General features: G+C 42.9%; 16 protein-coding genes and 1 other RNA gene. 5 read left to right on the top strand and 12 right to left on the bottom strand.

The features are described 5' to 3' along the window. Window positions 1-138: 138 nt before the first annotated feature. The 5 genes from gcvH to FJ709_RS03210 form a co-directional block, all read right to left on the bottom strand. Entirely contained in the window at window positions 139-528 is a 390-nt protein-coding gene (gene gcvH / locus FJ709_RS03230) for a glycine cleavage system protein GcvH (protein WP_226413398.1), read from the bottom strand. Between the two features lie 68 nt (window positions 529-596). After that, window positions 597-1,691, bottom strand: a complete 1,095-nt coding sequence (gene gcvT / locus FJ709_RS03225) for a glycine cleavage system aminomethyltransferase GcvT (RefSeq protein WP_226413396.1) — start codon at window positions 1,689-1,691, stop codon at window positions 597-599. A 231-nt stretch (window positions 1,692-1,922) separates the two neighbouring features. Beyond that, window positions 1,923-3,146, bottom strand: coding sequence for an FAD-dependent oxidoreductase (locus tag FJ709_RS03220; protein WP_226413394.1), 1,224 nt, complete (start codon window positions 3,144-3,146; stop codon window positions 1,923-1,925). A gap of 68 nt (window positions 3,147-3,214) precedes the next feature. After that, window positions 3,215-4,498: a 2-octaprenyl-6-methoxyphenyl hydroxylase gene (gene ubiH / locus FJ709_RS03215; RefSeq protein WP_226413392.1), complete on the bottom strand. Its 1,284-nt coding sequence runs from the start codon at window positions 4,496-4,498 to the stop codon at window positions 3,215-3,217. A 95-nt stretch (window positions 4,499-4,593) separates the two neighbouring features. Next, entirely contained in the window at window positions 4,594-5,169 is a 576-nt protein-coding gene (locus FJ709_RS03210) for a UPF0149 family protein (RefSeq protein WP_226413390.1), read from the bottom strand. 216 nt (window positions 5,170-5,385) lie between these two features. On the opposite strand from FJ709_RS03210, the gene FJ709_RS03205 reads away from it, so the two are divergent. The 3 genes from FJ709_RS03205 (at window position 5,386) to FJ709_RS03195 (ending at window position 6,734) form a co-directional block, all read left to right on the top strand. Next, entirely contained in the window at window positions 5,386-5,694 is a 309-nt protein-coding gene (locus tag FJ709_RS03205; protein WP_226413388.1) for a cell division protein ZapA, read from the top strand. A gap of 42 nt (window positions 5,695-5,736) precedes the next feature. Continuing rightward, window positions 5,737-5,919, top strand: a non-coding RNA gene (gene ssrS / locus FJ709_RS03200) — 6S RNA. 8 nt (window positions 5,920-5,927) lie between these two features. Then, window positions 5,928-6,734: a 5-formyltetrahydrofolate cyclo-ligase gene (locus FJ709_RS03195; RefSeq protein ID WP_226413386.1), complete on the top strand. Its 807-nt coding sequence runs from the start codon at window positions 5,928-5,930 to the stop codon at window positions 6,732-6,734. A 183-nt stretch (window positions 6,735-6,917) separates the two neighbouring features. On the opposite strand, the gene FJ709_RS03190 is transcribed toward FJ709_RS03195, so the two are convergent. The 6 genes from FJ709_RS03190 to gloA2 all read right to left on the bottom strand — a co-directional run bounded on the left by FJ709_RS03190 (window position 6,918) and on the right by gloA2 (window position 11,937). Continuing rightward, window positions 6,918-8,240 (bottom strand): O-acetylhomoserine aminocarboxypropyltransferase/cysteine synthase family protein, encoded by a 1,323-nt coding sequence (locus FJ709_RS03190; protein ID WP_226413384.1) that lies wholly within the window; start codon window positions 8,238-8,240, stop codon window positions 6,918-6,920. Window positions 8,241-8,351: 111 nt separating this feature from the next. After that, a complete protein-coding gene (gene folM, locus FJ709_RS03185) occupies window positions 8,352-9,077 on the bottom strand; it encodes a dihydromonapterin reductase (RefSeq protein WP_226413382.1) in 726 nt (241 codons plus the stop codon). A gap of 204 nt (window positions 9,078-9,281) precedes the next feature. Beyond that, window positions 9,282-9,584: an AzlD domain-containing protein gene (locus tag FJ709_RS03180; RefSeq protein WP_226413380.1), complete on the bottom strand. Its 303-nt coding sequence runs from the start codon at window positions 9,582-9,584 to the stop codon at window positions 9,282-9,284. Continuing rightward, entirely contained in the window at window positions 9,584-10,315 is a 732-nt protein-coding gene (locus FJ709_RS03175; RefSeq protein ID WP_404830040.1) for an AzlC family ABC transporter permease, read from the bottom strand. The genes FJ709_RS03180 and FJ709_RS03175 overlap by 1 nt, the downstream gene beginning before the upstream one ends. Before the next feature lie 224 nt (window positions 10,316-10,539). Beyond that, complete coding sequence (locus FJ709_RS03170) at window positions 10,540-11,469, bottom strand: ion transporter (RefSeq protein WP_226413376.1); 930 nt, start codon at window positions 11,467-11,469, stop codon at window positions 10,540-10,542. 78 nt (window positions 11,470-11,547) lie between these two features. Then, window positions 11,548-11,937, bottom strand: coding sequence for an SMU1112c/YaeR family gloxylase I-like metalloprotein (gloA2, locus tag FJ709_RS03165; protein WP_226415822.1), 390 nt, complete (start codon window positions 11,935-11,937; stop codon window positions 11,548-11,550). Window positions 11,938-12,118: 181 nt separating this feature from the next. Here gloA2 and FJ709_RS03160 point away from each other — a divergent pair, with 181 nt between their 5' ends. Further along, on the top strand, window positions 12,119-13,039 hold the full coding sequence (locus FJ709_RS03160; RefSeq protein WP_226413374.1) for a manganese-dependent inorganic pyrophosphatase: 921 nt from the start codon (window positions 12,119-12,121) through the stop codon (window positions 13,037-13,039). 166 nt (window positions 13,040-13,205) lie between these two features. Here the strand turns inward: FJ709_RS03160 and FJ709_RS03155 are convergent, their stop codons facing one another. After that, window positions 13,206-16,271 carry a transglycosylase domain-containing protein gene (locus tag FJ709_RS03155; RefSeq protein ID WP_226413372.1) on the bottom strand — a complete coding sequence of 1,022 codons (3,066 nt, stop codon included), beginning with the start codon at window positions 16,269-16,271 and terminating at the stop codon, window positions 13,206-13,208. A gap of 265 nt (window positions 16,272-16,536) precedes the next feature. Between FJ709_RS03155 and FJ709_RS03150 the strand changes: the two genes are divergently transcribed. Further along, entirely contained in the window at window positions 16,537-17,421 is an 885-nt protein-coding gene (locus tag FJ709_RS03150) for a DUF72 domain-containing protein (RefSeq protein ID WP_226413370.1), read from the top strand. The last annotated feature ends 267 nt before the right edge of the window (window positions 17,422-17,688 follow it).

Raw genomic sequence — 17,688 nt, 5'->3', positions numbered from 1 at the left:
AAATAGTGGTATGTGTAACAACAGTCTAATACGCCGTTATCATCAAAAAAGGCTCATTTTGCTGATATTATTTACCAGGCCTATTAAGTAACACAAAACAAAGAAGCTCCCGAGGGAGCTTCTCAGTGTCGACAAGATTTACTCTTCGTCGATAACCTCTTGATAGCCGTCAGCATCTAATAAACCGTCAACTTCTGACGCATCAGATGGCATTACGCGGAAAAACCAACCTTCGCCGTATGCATCGCTGTTAACGTTTTCTGGTGAATCTTCTAATGATTCATTCACAGCAATCACTTCACCTGAAATAGGTGCATAGATATCTGATGCGGCTTTAACAGATTCTGCTACTGCACAATCTTCACCTGCAGTAACTGTGTCGCCCACTTCTGGTAATTCAACGAATACCATGTCACCTAAAAGCTCTTGAGCATGTTCAGTAATACCTACTGTGTAGTTACCATCGGTTTCAAGACGGATCCACTCGTGTGAAGAGGCGTATTTCAAATCTGCTGGAATGTTGCTCATTGTCGTTATCCTTTATCTGATATTTTAGTGCTTAATCAATAATTTTTTCTTGGTACAAAACTATACACTTAGAATGCTTGTTTACCATTACGTACAAAGTTTGGTGCTATTACTTTTACCGCAACGCGTTTTTTACGCATTTCAACTTCAGCTGTAGCACCAATACCATTAGGTACACGTGCCATGGCAATAGAATAGCCTAAAGTTGGCGAGAAAGTCCCGCTGGTGATCGCACCTTGATGCTCTACACCGTTTTCGTCGGTAAAAAACACTGCCATATCATGGCGTAAAACGCCTTTTTCTTCCATAACCAGTCCGACTAATTTGTCAGTACCAGCGGCTTTTAATGCCGTTAATGCGGCGCGGCCAATAAAGTCACGGTCAGTTGGTTCCCACGCGATAGTCCAGCCCATGTTAGCGGCTAATGGATTAATGCTTTCGTCCATGTCTAAACCGTATAGGTTCATGCCGGCTTCTAAACGCAAAGTGTCACGTGCGCCTAAACCACATGGACGCACTTCAACGTCTAACAAGGCTTGCCATAGGGCTTCAGCTTCGTCTTCAGGCACAATAATCTCGTAACCTGTTTCACCGGTATAACCTGTGGTAGCAATGAATAAGCTGCCAGACTGCACGCCAAAGAATGGCTTCATGCCTTCAACTGCGGCATTTTGCTCAGCATTGAATACTTTAGCGGCTTTCGCTTTAGCGTTAGGACCTTGAACAGCGATCATTGCTAGCTCTGGGCGCTCGGTAATGGTCACATCAAATGCGGCGGCTTGCTTGTTGATCCAGGCTAAATCTTTGACACGTGTGGCTGAGTTAACCACCACGCGGTAATGGGTATCGGTCAGGTAGTAAGTGATTAAATCATCAATGATACCGGCGTTTTCGTCTAGCATACCGCCGTATAAGGCTTTGCCCGCGACTTGAAGTTTAGCAACATCGTTAGCTAATAGTTTTCGTAAAAATGCACAAGCGTCTGTGCCTGTTACATCTACAACTGTCATGTGTGACACGTCGAACATGCCCGCATCTTGACGAACAGCGTGATGCTCTTCTATTTGTGAACCATAGTTAATTGGCATTTCCCAGCCATAAAAATCGACCATCTTGGCTTTTGATGCTAAATGCTTATTGAAGAGTACCGTTTTGCTAGCCATTATTATCCCTTATTGTGGGTAGTGCCATGTTAGAAACACGACCTAGGTATTTGCTAAAATTTGGACAAAATTATACTCGGCAGAGTGAAATTGTATACCAGAAAATTTTCTAATCCGACTTACTTCGCATTAGTTTGGCTAATGCGAAAGCTGTAATAAATTTACAGTTGGTTTAGATTAAAAACATCAATCGCGCTGGATGGCCTGATATATAAGCGATTTTAAGGATTATCAGGAAGAAATCGATTCACGACACAGTTTAGGTAATGTCATCTTGTTACCCATGGCTTGTCTGATGAACACTGTTTTTAGCCCAGCAACATTATCCACCAGCGATAATCCGATGTCGCGAATGACTTTTTTAAGCGGATTGCGTCCAGCAAAGAGTCTTTTAAAGCCTTCCATAGTGGCTATCATCTCCATAGCGTCCGCTTTGCGCCAGCGTTCTAATGCACGTAAATGGCGATAATCACCAATATCTTTACCTTGTTCATGCAGTTCAGCCACAGTTTGAATAATACTGGCAGCATCTAAAAAGCCTAGGTTAACCCCTTGTCCCGCCAATGGATGAATCGTGTGGGCGGCATCTCCGGCTAATACTAAACGATGGCGGGCAAAATGACGGGCATAGCGCATTCTTAACGGAAACGCATGGCGCTCGCTTACCACTTCACACACGCCTAAACGACTGTCTAATGCGGCGGTAAGGGCTTTGCCAAAGGTTTTATCATCAGCTGCGAGTAACTGCTCTGCGTGTTGCGGTGATGTAGACCACACAATTGAGCATAAATTGTCATCATATAACGGCAACATAGCTAATGGGCCGTCGGGTAAAAAAGCTTGTCTAGCGGTTGCATCGTGACTAAGTTCGGTGCGAACGGTGGCGACAATAGCATGGTGGCCGTAGTCCCAGAATGTTAGCGGTATTTGGCATTGCTGACGCACCCAGGAATTGGCGCCGTCTGCACCAATCACCAGTGCTGCTGAGATATTGTCGCCGTTTTCAAGGGTTAACCAGGCTTCACGTTCGCCAAAGGCAATGCGTTGCAGTTTTTGTTGTTCAATATAGGTAATGTTGCTGAGTTCACTGACGCGTTTGGCTAGGGCAAAGCTTATGGCATCGTTTTCAATTATCGCGCCGAGATGATTTTCGCTGATTGAGTGGGCGTCGAATTCAATTTTGCCCATGCCGTCTTTGTCCCACACCTGCATTTTTTGATAAGGGCTGACTCGGCTATGGTCAAGGTATTGCCATGCGCCTAAATTGGTTAACAATTGTTGACTGGCTTTATTAATCGCACTGACTCGTAGCTTAGGTTCACCACTGGGAGCTTGTGTACTGCCAGCATCAATAACCACCACATTTAAATTGGCTTCAGCTAAACCAATTGCGGTAGCTAGGCCGACCATACCGCCGCCCACTATGGCGACATCAAAAGTTTGGGTGGTGTACATAGCAGTGTCCTTTTAAAGCGTCAGTCAAAATTTAAGTCGTTTAATCTATAATCATCAGCACTAAGCCGCTAACGCCAGCCCATCGCAATTTGGGCAACGGGACGTTTTAACGGCGGCAGCCAAGACAGCAATCGTAATCCTATTGAACGTCCTGCCACAAGTGGCCAGTGTTGATTAGAAAAACCACGTACTAAAAACTCAATGTTACGTAGCGTGCTGTCACGATCACTTTGGCGAGAGGCTAAATATTGATGCAAAATAGCGCTTGTACCAACATCAATTGCTGCATCCGTTTTAGTCTCGGCATCTAAATTTTTATCAGTGGTAGGTTGACGATTAAGCTCAGACTCAATCACTTTGATCAAACCCACCACGTCACGTAAGCCTAAGTTAAACCCTTGCCCTGCAATTGGGTGCAGTGTTTGCGCCGCATTACCAATAAACACGCAGCGATGAAATATCGGTCGCGCCATAGTGGTTAATGTTAACGGATAGGTCACTCGTTTACCCACTTGAGTAAAACGCCCTACTCTATGACCAAAAGCTTGCTGCAATTGCTGTAAAAAATCGGCTTCATCTGTGTGTGCTAATTGCTGTGCTTGCGCTGGCGATACGGCCCACACAAGCGATAATCTAGCACTATTTTTGGCTTGCATCCCCTTTACATTGCCCATAGGCAGCAGAGCTAGCGGGCCTGTTTCGGTAAAGCGTTCATAGGCACAGTTTTGATGCGGTTGGTCGGTTTGAATATTGGCGACTATGGCACTTTGGTTAAAGTCGATACTGTCAGCACCTTGATTAAGTTGCTGACGAACCACTGAGTTGGCACCGTCTGCGGCCACCAGCAATTTAGCACTTAGCCTGCTGCCATCGTCCAGAGTTAAATAATGGCCGTCGGTGTCGGTGGTTAACTGGCTGAGTTTAGCCGGACAAAACAAACTGATATTGGCTTGTTGCAGTTGTTCAAATAACACTTTACCCACTTGGGCTAGTTCAACCACCTGACCTAATGCCGGTAAACCTAATGGTTTGGCATTGAGTTCAGTCATACCAAAATGACCACGATCAGAGATATGAATGTCGGCAATGGCGGTACCTAAATGGCTCAGTTTGGGCCAGATACCTAAACGTTCAAGTTCAAAAATAGAGCCGTGGGCAATGGCTATTGAGCGGGCATCAAACCCTGGGTGACTGTCGTCGGCTTGATGTGCTTCAATAAGGGCAATAGATAACGTCTGTGTTCGGCCTTGATTTAGCTTAGCTAAGCCTAAGGCTAATGAGGCACCCGCCATGGCGCCGCCAACAATGACGATATCAAAGGGTTGTAATACTGCTGTGGATGCTGAACTCATATATCAACTCATTGCCTACTGGTTAAAGCACACCGTCTATTGGTCAAAGCACACTAGCTAAACATACGATCAAAACCGAAACGGGCGATCAAATATTAATGCACTTTTTGAGTGTCATCTGCGTTATCCATTGATGGCTCAGGACCAAACTCGGCGTAACATAAAATCGCGGCCATACGCACAAACTCTTGTAACTCTACGTAAGCGGTTTCTGATTCTTCATCTTCGCCAACATCAAATTCAACCTGGGCAATTTCGGCTAAATCTTTTATCACTTCTTTGACGTCGGCCGATGCCTGGTTCAATTTAGGCTGAATAATGGCAATACCGGTTAAAAAGCTTTGGGTCCATAACGACAGGGCTTCAACACGATGTGATAACGACACTTCTTCTTCTGGCAGTAGTAAGGTAAAACCAAAATCAAAATCTACCAAACGGGCGACTGTGTCCTGGTAAAGCTCATTTATTAACTGCAGTAAACTGGTTTCTAGCGGCTGGCCGTCATTCATTAAATCAATTAATGGCCCTACCCATGCATGGTTTTCTTGATCCACACCACCACAAATTAATCCGACTAATGCGCCATGTACTTCAACAGGATGCTGGCCAATTTCGGCGTCGTCGAGCGCTTTTTTAAGGTTGTCGATACATAATGAAGGTGGGGTTGCCATGGTGATTTCCTAATGGGCGATAACTTTCCCAATGCTAGCAGAGTTCGCTATTTGCGCCAAATACTTGCAGCCATGATGTGAGATAAAAGACAGATTTGCTCAGACATCCAGCAAATAGTTAAAAAGGCGTGCGCTTGCCTTGCGCTTTGATAGGCACACCTATATAGTTCGGCTTTAACAAAATAAGCTTTTATTAAAGGATCTTGCCGCGACATTATGAGTACCAGCGCAGTTGAAATAACCCTTCTAGGGCGCACCTACTCTATCGCATGTCCAAAAGGACGCGAGGATACCTTACGCTCGGTGGCTAGCGAGGTCGAAAAACAACTGACCAACCTTAAAACCCGTACCAATAATTTAAGTCGTGAAGAATTAGCCATTATGGCCGCGCTTAATATTGGTAACGAGCTGTATGAAGAAAAGCAAAAAAATAGACACTATATGGCGCAAATGGACGAGCGTATTTCTTTGTTACAATCAACACTTGAACATTCGTTGATTGAAAGAAGCCGCAAGGACGACTAGAATAAGTTTTAGATACTTGCTTTAGCAACTATCAACCTGTTTTGCTCCCTGGGATACGCGTGTGTGGGTAATGTCCCTGTGCCGATATTTACAAACCCAGGGTGAATGCTTTCATTGACATTGTGCATGCTCGGCTCGTATCGAGAAGCCTTAGGATATGAACATTTACCCGCCTTGAACCTACGGTTCAAGGGCTTACACCTACTACGGTATCTTGGGGAGCATCCTAATTTATGGCTATTACTCGCTACATGAACACTGCTGAATTACCTGCAGAGTCAGAGCCCGCTAACACCACTTACTTTTCATCAGCAAACAAGCATTTAGACAGCGCTAATCAAGCCCTATCTGCTGTTGATCCCAATAATCAACACTTACATATTGATAATCTAACCCATCAAGATTCAGGTTTTGAATTAAGCAACCAAGAGCGTTATGCACTGTTTGATAGTCAGGGCATGAGCCGTGACTTTATTCGTCGCCACATTCGCCAAGAGCGTAAAAGCTTTACCGTTGCGGAACAACACCAATTAGCCTTAATTGCTAGCCGTCATATGTTAGCTGAAATTCAGCAACGTAACGCGCAGCACGTTGCATTGTATTTTAGTTATGACGGTGAGTTAGCAACAGAGAAGCTGATTGAAGCGCTATGGCATATTGGGGTGAAAACCTATTTACCCTTAATACATCCATTCAGTCCAGGTCATTTATTGTTTTGTCACTACCATCGCGACTCGGTATTGATTAAGAATAAGTTTGGCATTTCAGAGCCCAAGCTTAACGTACAAGACATTATTCCCACGCCCAAGCTAGACATGATTATCACCCCATTAGTGGCATTTGATGGCAATTGTAATCGCATGGGTATGGGCGGTGGATACTACGATAGAACCTTAAAAAACAGCGTAAATAATAAGCCTCTGGCGGTTGGATTTGCCCATGACTGCCAACAGGTGAGCCATTTACCAATTGAGCGCTGGGATATTCCACTGCCATTAGTGATCACACCGACACGACGTTTAGCCAAAGCAGGCGTCTAGGGTCTGTTGAACTTTCAAGATTGTTTTTGCAGCAAAGATCAACAGACCCTAGTCATTTAGCCAGCTTAGCTTTCATAAGATGCTTGATAACAAAAATCCCCATTACATTGATATGTGATGGGGATTTTTTGTTTAAGCTAACGTTTACTTTTAGCGCTTAATTGTACTGCAGTTAACAGCGCATTAGCTTGAAGCTTTATCCAGTGCCTGACTCACATCGGCAATAATATCGTCGATATGTTCAATACCCACAGAGATTCTGACTAGGTCCTCTGATACACCCGCCTTAGCAAGCTCAGCGGCATCCAGTTGTCTGTGAGTAGTACTGGCTGGGTGACACGCAAGTGACTTGGCATCACCAATATTCACTAGACGTAACACCATTTGCAGTGCATCAATAAACTTACCGCCCGCGACTTTACCAGCCTGTGCATCTGCCGCTTTAATACCAAAGCTAACAATACCTGAGGCTTTACCGCCAGTAATTTTCTGGCAACGTTCAAATTGCGGGCTATTCGGTAGCGCGGCATAATTCACCCAGCTGACGTTAGGATGATTATCTAAAAACTGAGCTAAAGTTAATGCGTTACTGCAATGGCGCTCCATGCGTAAGCTTAATGTTTCTAGGCCTTGCAGTAACAAAAATGCGCTTTGTGGTGATAATGCCGCACCTGTGTTGCGCAGCGGCACCACGCGACAACGGCCAATAAATGCAGCTGGGCCAAAGGCCTGGGTATAAACCACTCCGTGATAAGACGGATCTGGCTCATTTAGTAATCCAAAACGTTCTTTATTCGCCACCCAATCAAATTTACCTGAATCAATAATCACTCCACCAATAGTAGTACCGTGACCGCCTATGTATTTGGTCAGTGAGTGAATAACAATGTCAGCACCGTGGTCGAATGCACGACATAACACTGGTGTTGCTACGGTATTATCAACAATTAACGGCACACCATGTTTGTGGGCAATCTCAGCTAAACGCTGTAAGTCGACCACATTACCGGCTGGGTTACCTATTGACTCACAAAATAGTGCTTTGGTTTTATCATCAATTAACGCATCAAGTCCCGCATAATCATCATATGCCGCCATGCGCACTTCAACGCCTTGGCGCGGTAATGTGTGGGCAAATAAATTATAGGTGCCACCGTATAACTGGCTAGTACTGACAATGTTATCGCCGACCTGGGTTAACGCCTGAATCGCATACGTAATTGCTGCCATACCTGATGCAACGGCCAAAGCTGCAATGCCGCCTTCGATAGCCGCCATGCGCTGTTCAAGCACATCCGTTGTTGGGTTCATTATGCGAGTATAGATATTGCCAGGCACTTTTAAATCAAATAAATCGGCACCATGCTGGGTATCATCGAAGGTGTATGACGTGGTTTGGTATATCGGCACCGCAGCAGCCTTGGTGGTCGCTTCTGACTTATAGCCATGGTGTAACGCAAGCGATTCAAGCTTTAAATTTGCCGTGAACTGAGTATCTGCTGACATAGCGCCTTCCTTTGGATTGATTGTTAGTGTGGATACTTGATTAATATCCACACTAACAAATAGCCATCTAGAAGTCTAAATATTTTTTGTCTTCATTTAAAACTGTGTTGACTACACCAAATGCCTGCCACCATCAACCGCATAACTGCGGCCGGTAACGTAATGACTTGATTGTAGGTATTCCACTAGCGCAATAATTTCGCTATTACCGGCTTCTTTAGGTAAAACCGCTTTAGCTAGCGCTTTGACTTTGTAAGCTTCATCGTCGTGTTCGTTAAATAAAATCATTGCCGGTGCAATAGAATTTACTTTAACGTGTGGCGCTAATTTTGCGGCAAACGATAACGTTAAGTTGTGCAGCGCGGCTTTACTAGCAGCATAGGCAATGTGTTTTTTGCTGCCCTTTTCGGCGACATAGTCAGTAATATGAATAATATTGCTGGCACCAATAGTCTGATGATTTAACTGCGCTGTTGAGATCAGTAAGTCAGCTAGCGCTAAGTTGATTTCATAAGGGGCATTTACATGCACTTGCATCATACGGTTAATGGTTGCACTGGCGCTTAAGCCGCTGTTATCGGGTAACCAATCGGAGGCATTATGAATGATGCAGTCTAAACGAGTAGATGCGTTAACTTGCTCAATCAAGTGCGCTATCGATGCAGCATCAGTTAAATCGCATTGAATAAGGGTTGCACCTAACTTACGTAACTGCTCTATGCTGTCATAGTGGCTGCGATAAGTGCCAATCACATTATCTCCACGGGCTAAAAAGTGCTTTGCTAGTGCATAACCTATCCGTTTACCCACGCCTGTAATTAATACCGTTTTATTCATAACATCCTCTTTATTAACTACCACAGCATTTTGGATCATCAAAAGCCTAATAGATTTAACGTCTCATATCGTTAAGTATTTAACGTTTATTTAATGCAGGTTTACATGCTTAGTTTATCCGATTGAATAAAGTTGCATTGATTATTCTAACCGACTCTAAATACAAATAGATGACAGTTATTACGTCCAAAGTTACTGTTCGGTTTAATAAATAATAAAAAATAGTCCCATACTCACAATAGTGGTTAATAGGGTATTTTTAGTCAGCCATGCCAGCAATGTCGCAACGACGGCGCAGATAAGGTAAGGATTAGACAATGAAATATCGAGCTGACTTTCAGGCGCAAACACGATAGGAGCAAAAATAGCCGTTAACACTGCAGGGGCGGAATAACTTAAAAAAGTCAGTGTTTTTTGGTTTAAGCGTATTGGCACTTTAGGTTCTAATAAAATATGGCGACTGGCAAAAACAATAATCGCCATTAAAATAATTGTTAACCAAATCATTATTGCACATCCTTGTTTGCAGCCTGCTTACTGGCATCGTCGGGCTGAGAATGATTAGGCTCTGAATGCTGACTTTCCGACTGTAATTCGCCGGTTAATTTAGCGTAACTGTAACCCGCTATCATGCCTGACAATGAGGCAATTAATAGCCCAGATTGTAACCCTAATACCGCACAGACTACTGCTAATACTAATGACACCAACACACAAATTAACACCGAAGGTTTAGTCACTGTAGGCACTACAATGGCAATAAAGGTGGCAGCAATGGCAAAATCTAACCCGAGTTCACCAAGATTATCAATATTTTGTCCTGCAATAATGCCAATGAAGGTCGCGATGTTCCACCCAAGATAAAAGGTAAAGCCGCCACCAAGGGCATACCAGGGGTCAAACTTATGTTGCTGGCCATGATTGGCTATCGCAAATAATTCATCGGTTAATAGAAAACCTAACGACAGTCGCCACTTCAATGGTAATGGACTAATTCGATTACGCATTGCCATTGCATATAACACGTGACGTGAAGTGATCAACAAGGTGGTGATAAGAATACCGCTTAAACCAACGCCGGCTTTTATCATCCCTAACGCCACTAGCTGGGCGCTACCGGCAAAAATAATTGCAGACATGGCTTGGCTTTGTAAGCCGGTTAACCCGACCTCAAGCGCAAATGATCCCGCTAATATGCCCCATGGAATAACCGCTATGGTTAATGGCATCACCGCCAAAGCGCCTAACCAATACGATCTAGCCCGGCTAGGTGATGCGCTTTTAGAAGATAATACATTCGGCGTCGACACTCGAATTCCTTGTGCTTATACATGAGCTATTTAGATTAACCTGAACCCATAAAAAAAGCCCTTGAAAATTTTTAAGGGCTTTGTTTTTAATATCAACAGGTTCAATTCAGCTTGATGCTGCCAATGTATAGGGTGAGTACATCAACCAGAACTTACTTCACTTTTGTAGCAGCTGCCTGACTTGCTAAAACAGATGCTTGCTGCTGAATAACCAAGGCGGTGAGTTGATCAATTTTATCATGCAACTTTTGCATATCTTCCACGCTGGCGTATGCCGCGACTTGGGATGTAGTCGATGTTGGCTCCGTCGATACTTCAGTCACTTCAGTAGTTTTTTCATCAAGCTGTGCGTCCAGTGCTTGCTTCGCCTTTGCCTCACTCATCAGACGGCTTTCTTCACTCATTACATCTAATACCGTGCCCACCATCATATTTAAAAAGGTGAAGGTGGTTAAAAAGATAAAGCTTAAATAAAACATCCAACTTAACGGATAAACTGCCATGGTTTCATACATAATTGATGTCCACGACTCGAACGTGGAAATACGAAACAGGGTCAACATGGCAATAGACACATCGCCCCATAAAAACTCATTGATGTGAGCAAAGAACATGCTGCCTACTGCGCCATAAATATAAAAAATGACAAACATCAATAACACTATGTAGCCCATGCGAGGAATGGCTTTAAATAAAGCATTAATCAGCATGCGCAGCTCAGGCACCATAGACACTAAACGCAGTACGCGAAATATTCTTAATAATCGAGCCAGTAAAACGGTTGAGCCGCCGAGTGGAATTAAGCTGCCAATCACAATAATGGTGTCGAAAATATTCCATCCTTTAGAAAAAAAGCTTTTAACGCCATCACTGGCAAGGTAGCGAATAATTAATTCGAAAAGAAAAAACACCGTAATGCCGATGTCTAACACCCATAAGCTACTTTCTAACCATTGGGGTAAATGATAGGTGTGAGCGCCAATCGATAATGCCGACACCACAATGACAAAAATCACAAACCCCTGGAAGGTCTTACTGCGATCAATGATTTTTAGTTTATTTTGTATGGCGGTAATAGACATAAAAATGAGCGCTCCTGAAAATATACGTACAACAGATAAAATGTTGCAGGAGACTACAGAGTTTGGCTTAATTTTGCATTAAAAATGATCAGCATAAAGCTCTAACGGTAAACCGTCGGGGTCATTAAAAAAAGTAAATCGTTTTTGAGTGTATTCATCGACACGAATAGGTTCAACATCAATGTTATGGGAAACCAAATGTGCAACCACTTGATCAATATCATCGACCCGAAAGGCTAAATGGCGTAACCCTTGAGCCTCGGGATAACTAGGTCTAAGTGGTGCATTATTAAAAGAGAAGAGTTCAATTTGGCTGCCATCGAGTAAGGCTAAATCCAGCTTGTAGGAGTCACGTTCTGCGCGGTAATTCTCAGCTATTATTCGTAAGCCTAATATATGATGATAAAAGGTCTTTGAGCGTGCATAGTCGCCACAAATAATGGCCACATGATGAATACCAAGTAACATAGTAAAATCCTCTTTCAACATATAATAGCCCTGATTTTATAGTACAGTTAGGCCAAGGGCTAGGTTGTGACTCAGCCAGCTTAAGCTTTTTAACGCCGCATGATAGCTTTTTTTCGGATAACGATTGGTCAAGCATTTAAATCTTGCTAAAATCAGCAGCAAATTTACAGGAGCCTTTATAATGTCAATGTATGTAGTGGGTCACAAGATCCCTGATTCAGATTCAATTTGTGGTGCGATAGCGTTAGCTTATTTAAAAAATCAAATTGGTGAGCCTGCTATTGCAGCACGTTTAGGTGAATTATCACCTGAAACGGCTTTTATTTTAGACAAATTTGGCTTTGACGCTCCTGAGTATAAAACCAGCTATGCTGGCGAAGATGTGTATATTGTTGACCATTCTGAAGTGACACAAGCACCGGACGATATTGCTCAAGCGACGATTGTCGGTATTGTTGATCACCATAAACTCGGCGACTTAACCACTTCAACACCACTAGAGTGTTGGATCCGCCCAGTAGGTTGCAGCAACACTATTATTAAAATGATGTTTGATTTCTACCAGGTAGAAATTCCAGCTAATATCGCTGGCATTATGATGTGCGCTATTTTAAGCGACACGGTAATCTTTAAATCACCTACCTGTACTACAGCGGATATTCGCTGTGTTGAAGCATTAGCGGTTATTGCCGGTATTGAGGACTTTAAAGACCTAGGCATGGATATGTTTAAGGTTAAGTCTGCGGTTGAAGGTACTCCGGCACGCGACTTAGTGATGCGTGACTTTAAAGATTTCAACATGAACGGTAACCTAGTGGGCATTGGTCAGCTAGAAGTGATTGATTTAGCCGTTTTTGATGCCATTAAAGCTGATCTAGTGGCTGATATCGCCTTATTAAAGCAAGAAGGCAATCGTCATAGTGTGTTGTTATTATTAACAGACATTATGAAAGAAGGCTCTGAAATGTTAGTGATTTCAGACAGTGAAGATTTAACTGAACGTGCTTATGGCAAACCAACAGTCGATGGCAAAGTGTGGTTAGACGGCGTGTTGAGCCGTAAAAAACAAGTTGTGCCGTCATTACAAGATGCTTTTGCCTAACCTTGTTTAGTATGGCATAAGCTTTGTTAAGACTAGCCAGTTAACTATGCCGTTGTAATAACATGGTTAACCTATAAAAAAAGTCAGCGATTATCGCTGACTTTTTTTATAGTCTGGTAAAGGGATAATACAAACTTAAGTTATATCGAGTCTGTCAATGATTCCCCTACTCAACGTCAGCCGACTCAGCTAAACATAAAGGTTGCTGATTAAACAATTGCGGCGTCAGTATTGGCAGCATACCCTTCAATACTTGTAACGGCAGTGCTGAGGTAAAACTAAAGTCATCTGCTTTAGCCCCAGGCACAAAGGCGGTTAAGGTACCAAAGTAACTGTCACCCAAGTAAAATACAAAAGTTGCTGTGCGGTTCATTGCAGTAGAAGACACCTTGCGTCCATTACGAATTTCAGTCGCGATGCGGTTATCCCCGGTGCCCGTTTTGCCACCTAAGCGAACCAAAGTGCCATCAACATTCATAATGCTACCATTGAGTCGCCTTGCCGTGCCCTTTTCTACCACATTGGCGAGCGCATTTTTCAATGCTATTGCCACTTCAGGCTTGAATACTTGAATAGGCTGCTGAGTGCTGTTCGCTAAATTAACTTCATAAGGCGTATCTTTAGCAAACAATAATTTTTCTATCCGTAATGTTGGCGCTCGCACACCGTTATTTTGAATAATACCCATTAGTTCAGCTAAGGCAGCTGGACGATCGCCAGAACTGCCAAGGGCCGAGCCTAGTGATGGCACGATAAAATCAAATGGATATCCCATTCTCTGCCAGCGTTGATGAATACTTAAAAAAGCCTCAACTTCCAACATCACTTTAATGCGACTGTCGCGAGCATTTTGATGACGGGTACGGAATAACCATCGATAGACCTCAATCAAAGTGGCTTGGCTGTCTTCTAACACTTGCGTCATATTGGCGTCTGGGTAATCATTCAGATAACTCAGCACCCACAGCTCTAGTGGATGTACCCGGGCAATATAACCTTGATCAGCAAGATTAAACTTATCTGAGCCATACTTGTTATATAAGCTGCTAATTTGTTTATCACTAAAAATTTTATCCGGTATTTTTTCAGCCAAAAATAGCTTTAAGTCCTGATCACTTTTGTAAGGTTGTAGGAAACGATATGTCGCGCTAAGTCGATGTTCGCTTGCCTGCACACCATTAAAAAATATCGCTAATCTAGCTTCAGGGGATAACGATTGATACTTGCGATAAAAGCGTCGCACAAAGGTGCTGCCTTCTCGCTTTGCAAAAGCTTTTAAGTATTCTTCACGGCGAGGGTCTTTATCATTGCGCAGCAATTGTGCCATGCTACCTTCGCTATTATAACTACTACTGTAATTCACAATATCTTGCATCAAACGCACAAACGGCAAGTTAACTGAGTCTTGCAAGGCTTCATATAAAGTCGGGTTACGGCTATTTTCTTTCTTTTGGAAGTTACTGAAAACATGTAAGCCGCCGCCGGTAAAAAAACGCTCATCAGCCGATGCTGAATAGCGTCTTTCAAGCGCCGCATTTAACATACGCGTTAAATTACGGTCACGAGTTTCAATTAAATAATCGACCACCCAACGGGTGATTTTATCTTTGGGCTCAACATCGATTTGATATAAATCGGCGACAGTTTTATCTTCAAAGCGATGCTGTAATTCTGCAATAATTTCCAGATACGTCGCTAATACTCTTAATTTAGCAGTAGAACCTAACTCTAGCTTACTGCCCTCATTAATATCAAAAGGTTGGTCTGTACTGTCTGTTTGTACTCGAACTCGATTAGCACCTTGATGCTTTTCAAATAGGGTAAAGCTATAAAGCACATTAGGAAGCTGTTCCGGGGTCAGTAATCGCTCACCTAACAACCCCACCTTTTGAGCGTATTCTTGCTGACCAAGGCTACGTAAGTAATCACCCACTTGCTGCTGTAAATCACCATGAAAGGTACTGTTAACCGTTAAGTCTAAGCGGTCTAAGTCAAATAAACTGCTCGACAACATGCTAGCGGTTCTAATACGAACCGCATTAACGCCCTTATTGTTAGGATTGCCAGGATGGCCTCTGCGTCTATCAAACTGCAGCTGTTGTTGCATAGCCGAGTTCATCAGCTTGGGGTCAATCAATGCATAGCTAACCAGCAAGCGCAAATGACTGTCTACCAGCTCTTCTAAGTCATCATGACCTTGTAGTAAGTAATATGATGGACGACGCTGTGCAATCATTAAGGCGACAATTTGTCGAAACACTTGTCCACGCTCAGCTGCAGTAGCAGGATCATGTCCTGACAGCAGTAAACGATTGGCTCGATTAAAATCGGTTTTAAACCAGGCCCACAAACCATCGCCAATGCCGTGAACCTCACCAAAGCCTGGCGCAGATGACAGGGGCACAGTATTTAAGTAATCTTGAACAATACGCTGCCTGGCCGCAAGGGTATTTTCACCTTGCTGATAAACGCGGATCATCGCCGAACCAATTTGCAGCAACTTATCCTCAATGCTAGAGGTTAAACCAAACTCAGAGTGGCGAAACTTTTCAATTTGGGTCGCTAAAGTACTGCCACCAGCATTTGACATATTCAAGCCAGCTTTGTCGGCAATTTGGGTAATACCAGCAACCACGAAACGTGGCCAATCAATCACAGGGTTGTGGTTAGGCTCTGGGTTCCAAAGTTCACGGTTTTCAATAAAAAGTAATGTATTGACCACTTCACTGGGGATCATGTCGGTGTCTTGATAAGCACGACTTGGGTACAGCGCATCAAATACATCTTGATTACGACAATCTTGAATAATTAAACCCGACTGGGCTTTTTCATGGTAAGGCGGAAAAAAACCATATTCGGTATAGTCCATTAACATAGGCGAAAAGCTAGCTTGCTGCTCAATAGTAAAGCCATTTTTAACTAGCTTATCAATATATTGGGGTAACTTAGTATAGCCATGGCGAATATCAAATGGGCCATACTGGGGATAAATAACCTTGTCTGTAGCAAAAGGTACGACCTGATATGTTAATTTGGTTCCATATTGGTTGAATAACATCGCCTGGTAGTGAGACGTTTTAATTTCAAATGCAGTAAAAACACCTATAACTATCAGCAAGAGGATGAAAAAAAATACCAACTTTGATCGACGGTTAGTCGTTGGCTGCTGTTTTTCTTGAAAAGATCGATCTCGATAATTATCAAACTTCATATCTGGGGTTGGATCTGACACAATCACTCCATCGAAACTAAAAACATATCAGCAATTTTTTGCGGCTAAATAAGCCTAACACTTAATAAACCAAGTGTTAAATAGACATAGCGCTAAATGGATACAACATAGCAAAGCAAAAGCCGCTGCATATTATCAGATCTGGTATAAATAGAGATAGATGGATTGAGACTAAAAAGTGTCTTTTTGCTAGCTGAATTCTGGCCTAGCGACAAAATAACCTTAAAAGCCGCTATTTTTACTAGAAATGTAAAAAGGGGGACCAATGAATAACCACCAACCTATACTGAGAATAGGCCTTGCCATGTGGTCTCAACCCCAATGGAAACAAAGTATTTATGGTGATGTGCCTGCATCTGCTCGTTTAGAAAAATATGCGCAAGTATTTAATACTGTCGAAGGCAATACCACTTTTTATGCCCTACCAACATCCCCGACAGTAATGAACTGGCGAGATGCTGTACCAGAGGATTTTAGGTTTACTTTTAAACTGCCAAAAACAATCACCCATGACTTACAGTTACAACATGCTCAAGCAGAGTTAACCCACTTCTTTAATGTGATGGAGCCGTTAACTGACAAAACCGCTATGTGGAAAATTCAGCTACCAGCGCAGTTTGGTCCTAGCTCGTTGCCAGCTCTTGAGAGATTTTTACAACAATTACCTAAGGGTTTTACCTACGGTGTAGAAGTTCGTCACGGGGCATTTTTCAACAAAGGCGAGCATGAAAGAGCTTTAAACCGACTATTAATAGCGCATCAATGCAATCGTATTATTATGGATAGTCGGCCGCTATTTGCCGCAAAAGCAGATAATCCAGCGCTAATTGATGCCCAACGTAAAAAGCCTCAAGTCCCTGTTCATCCTATTGCGACCGCTCATCAACCTGTGGTGCGCTTTATTGGTCAATGTGACTCACAAATCAACCTGGCCTTTTTTCAACGCTGGCGAATTAAGCTTGCACAATGGATAAGAGAAGGAAAGCAGCCTTATATATTTATTCATACTCCTGATAATCTTCAAGCACCTGAGCTCGCAGTTGCACTTTACAACACCTTAAAAGAAGCCGTTAAACCAAATGAGCTCGCTGAAATAAATTTGCGCCAACACAGTGACAACAAATCTGACCAATTAGATTTTTTGTTCTAAATAAAACTCGATTGCAGTACAGAGTAAGACGCATTAAAACCAGAAATGAAACTATTATTGTCTGCAAGCTAACCCGCAATAACCCTACTAATCTCCACCTCATACAAGTACCGTATACAAATACCACAAGGCTAAAATAATTTCTCGTTATCACTACAATCACTTAGCAACGATTACGGCTATATATGGAATATAAAACCAATCCCAAACTGGCTAAAGTCCCTTTTATGAGCAATCCTTAAAGCACATGATGTACGTCTTTAGACG

It is taken from the genome of Shewanella glacialimarina (genome assembly GCF_020511155.1).
Taxonomy (GTDB): domain Bacteria; phylum Pseudomonadota; class Gammaproteobacteria; order Enterobacterales; family Shewanellaceae; genus Shewanella; species Shewanella glacialimarina.
The sequence above is the reverse complement of the archived record's forward strand: the minus strand, read 5'-3'. Positions and strand labels throughout refer to the sequence as shown.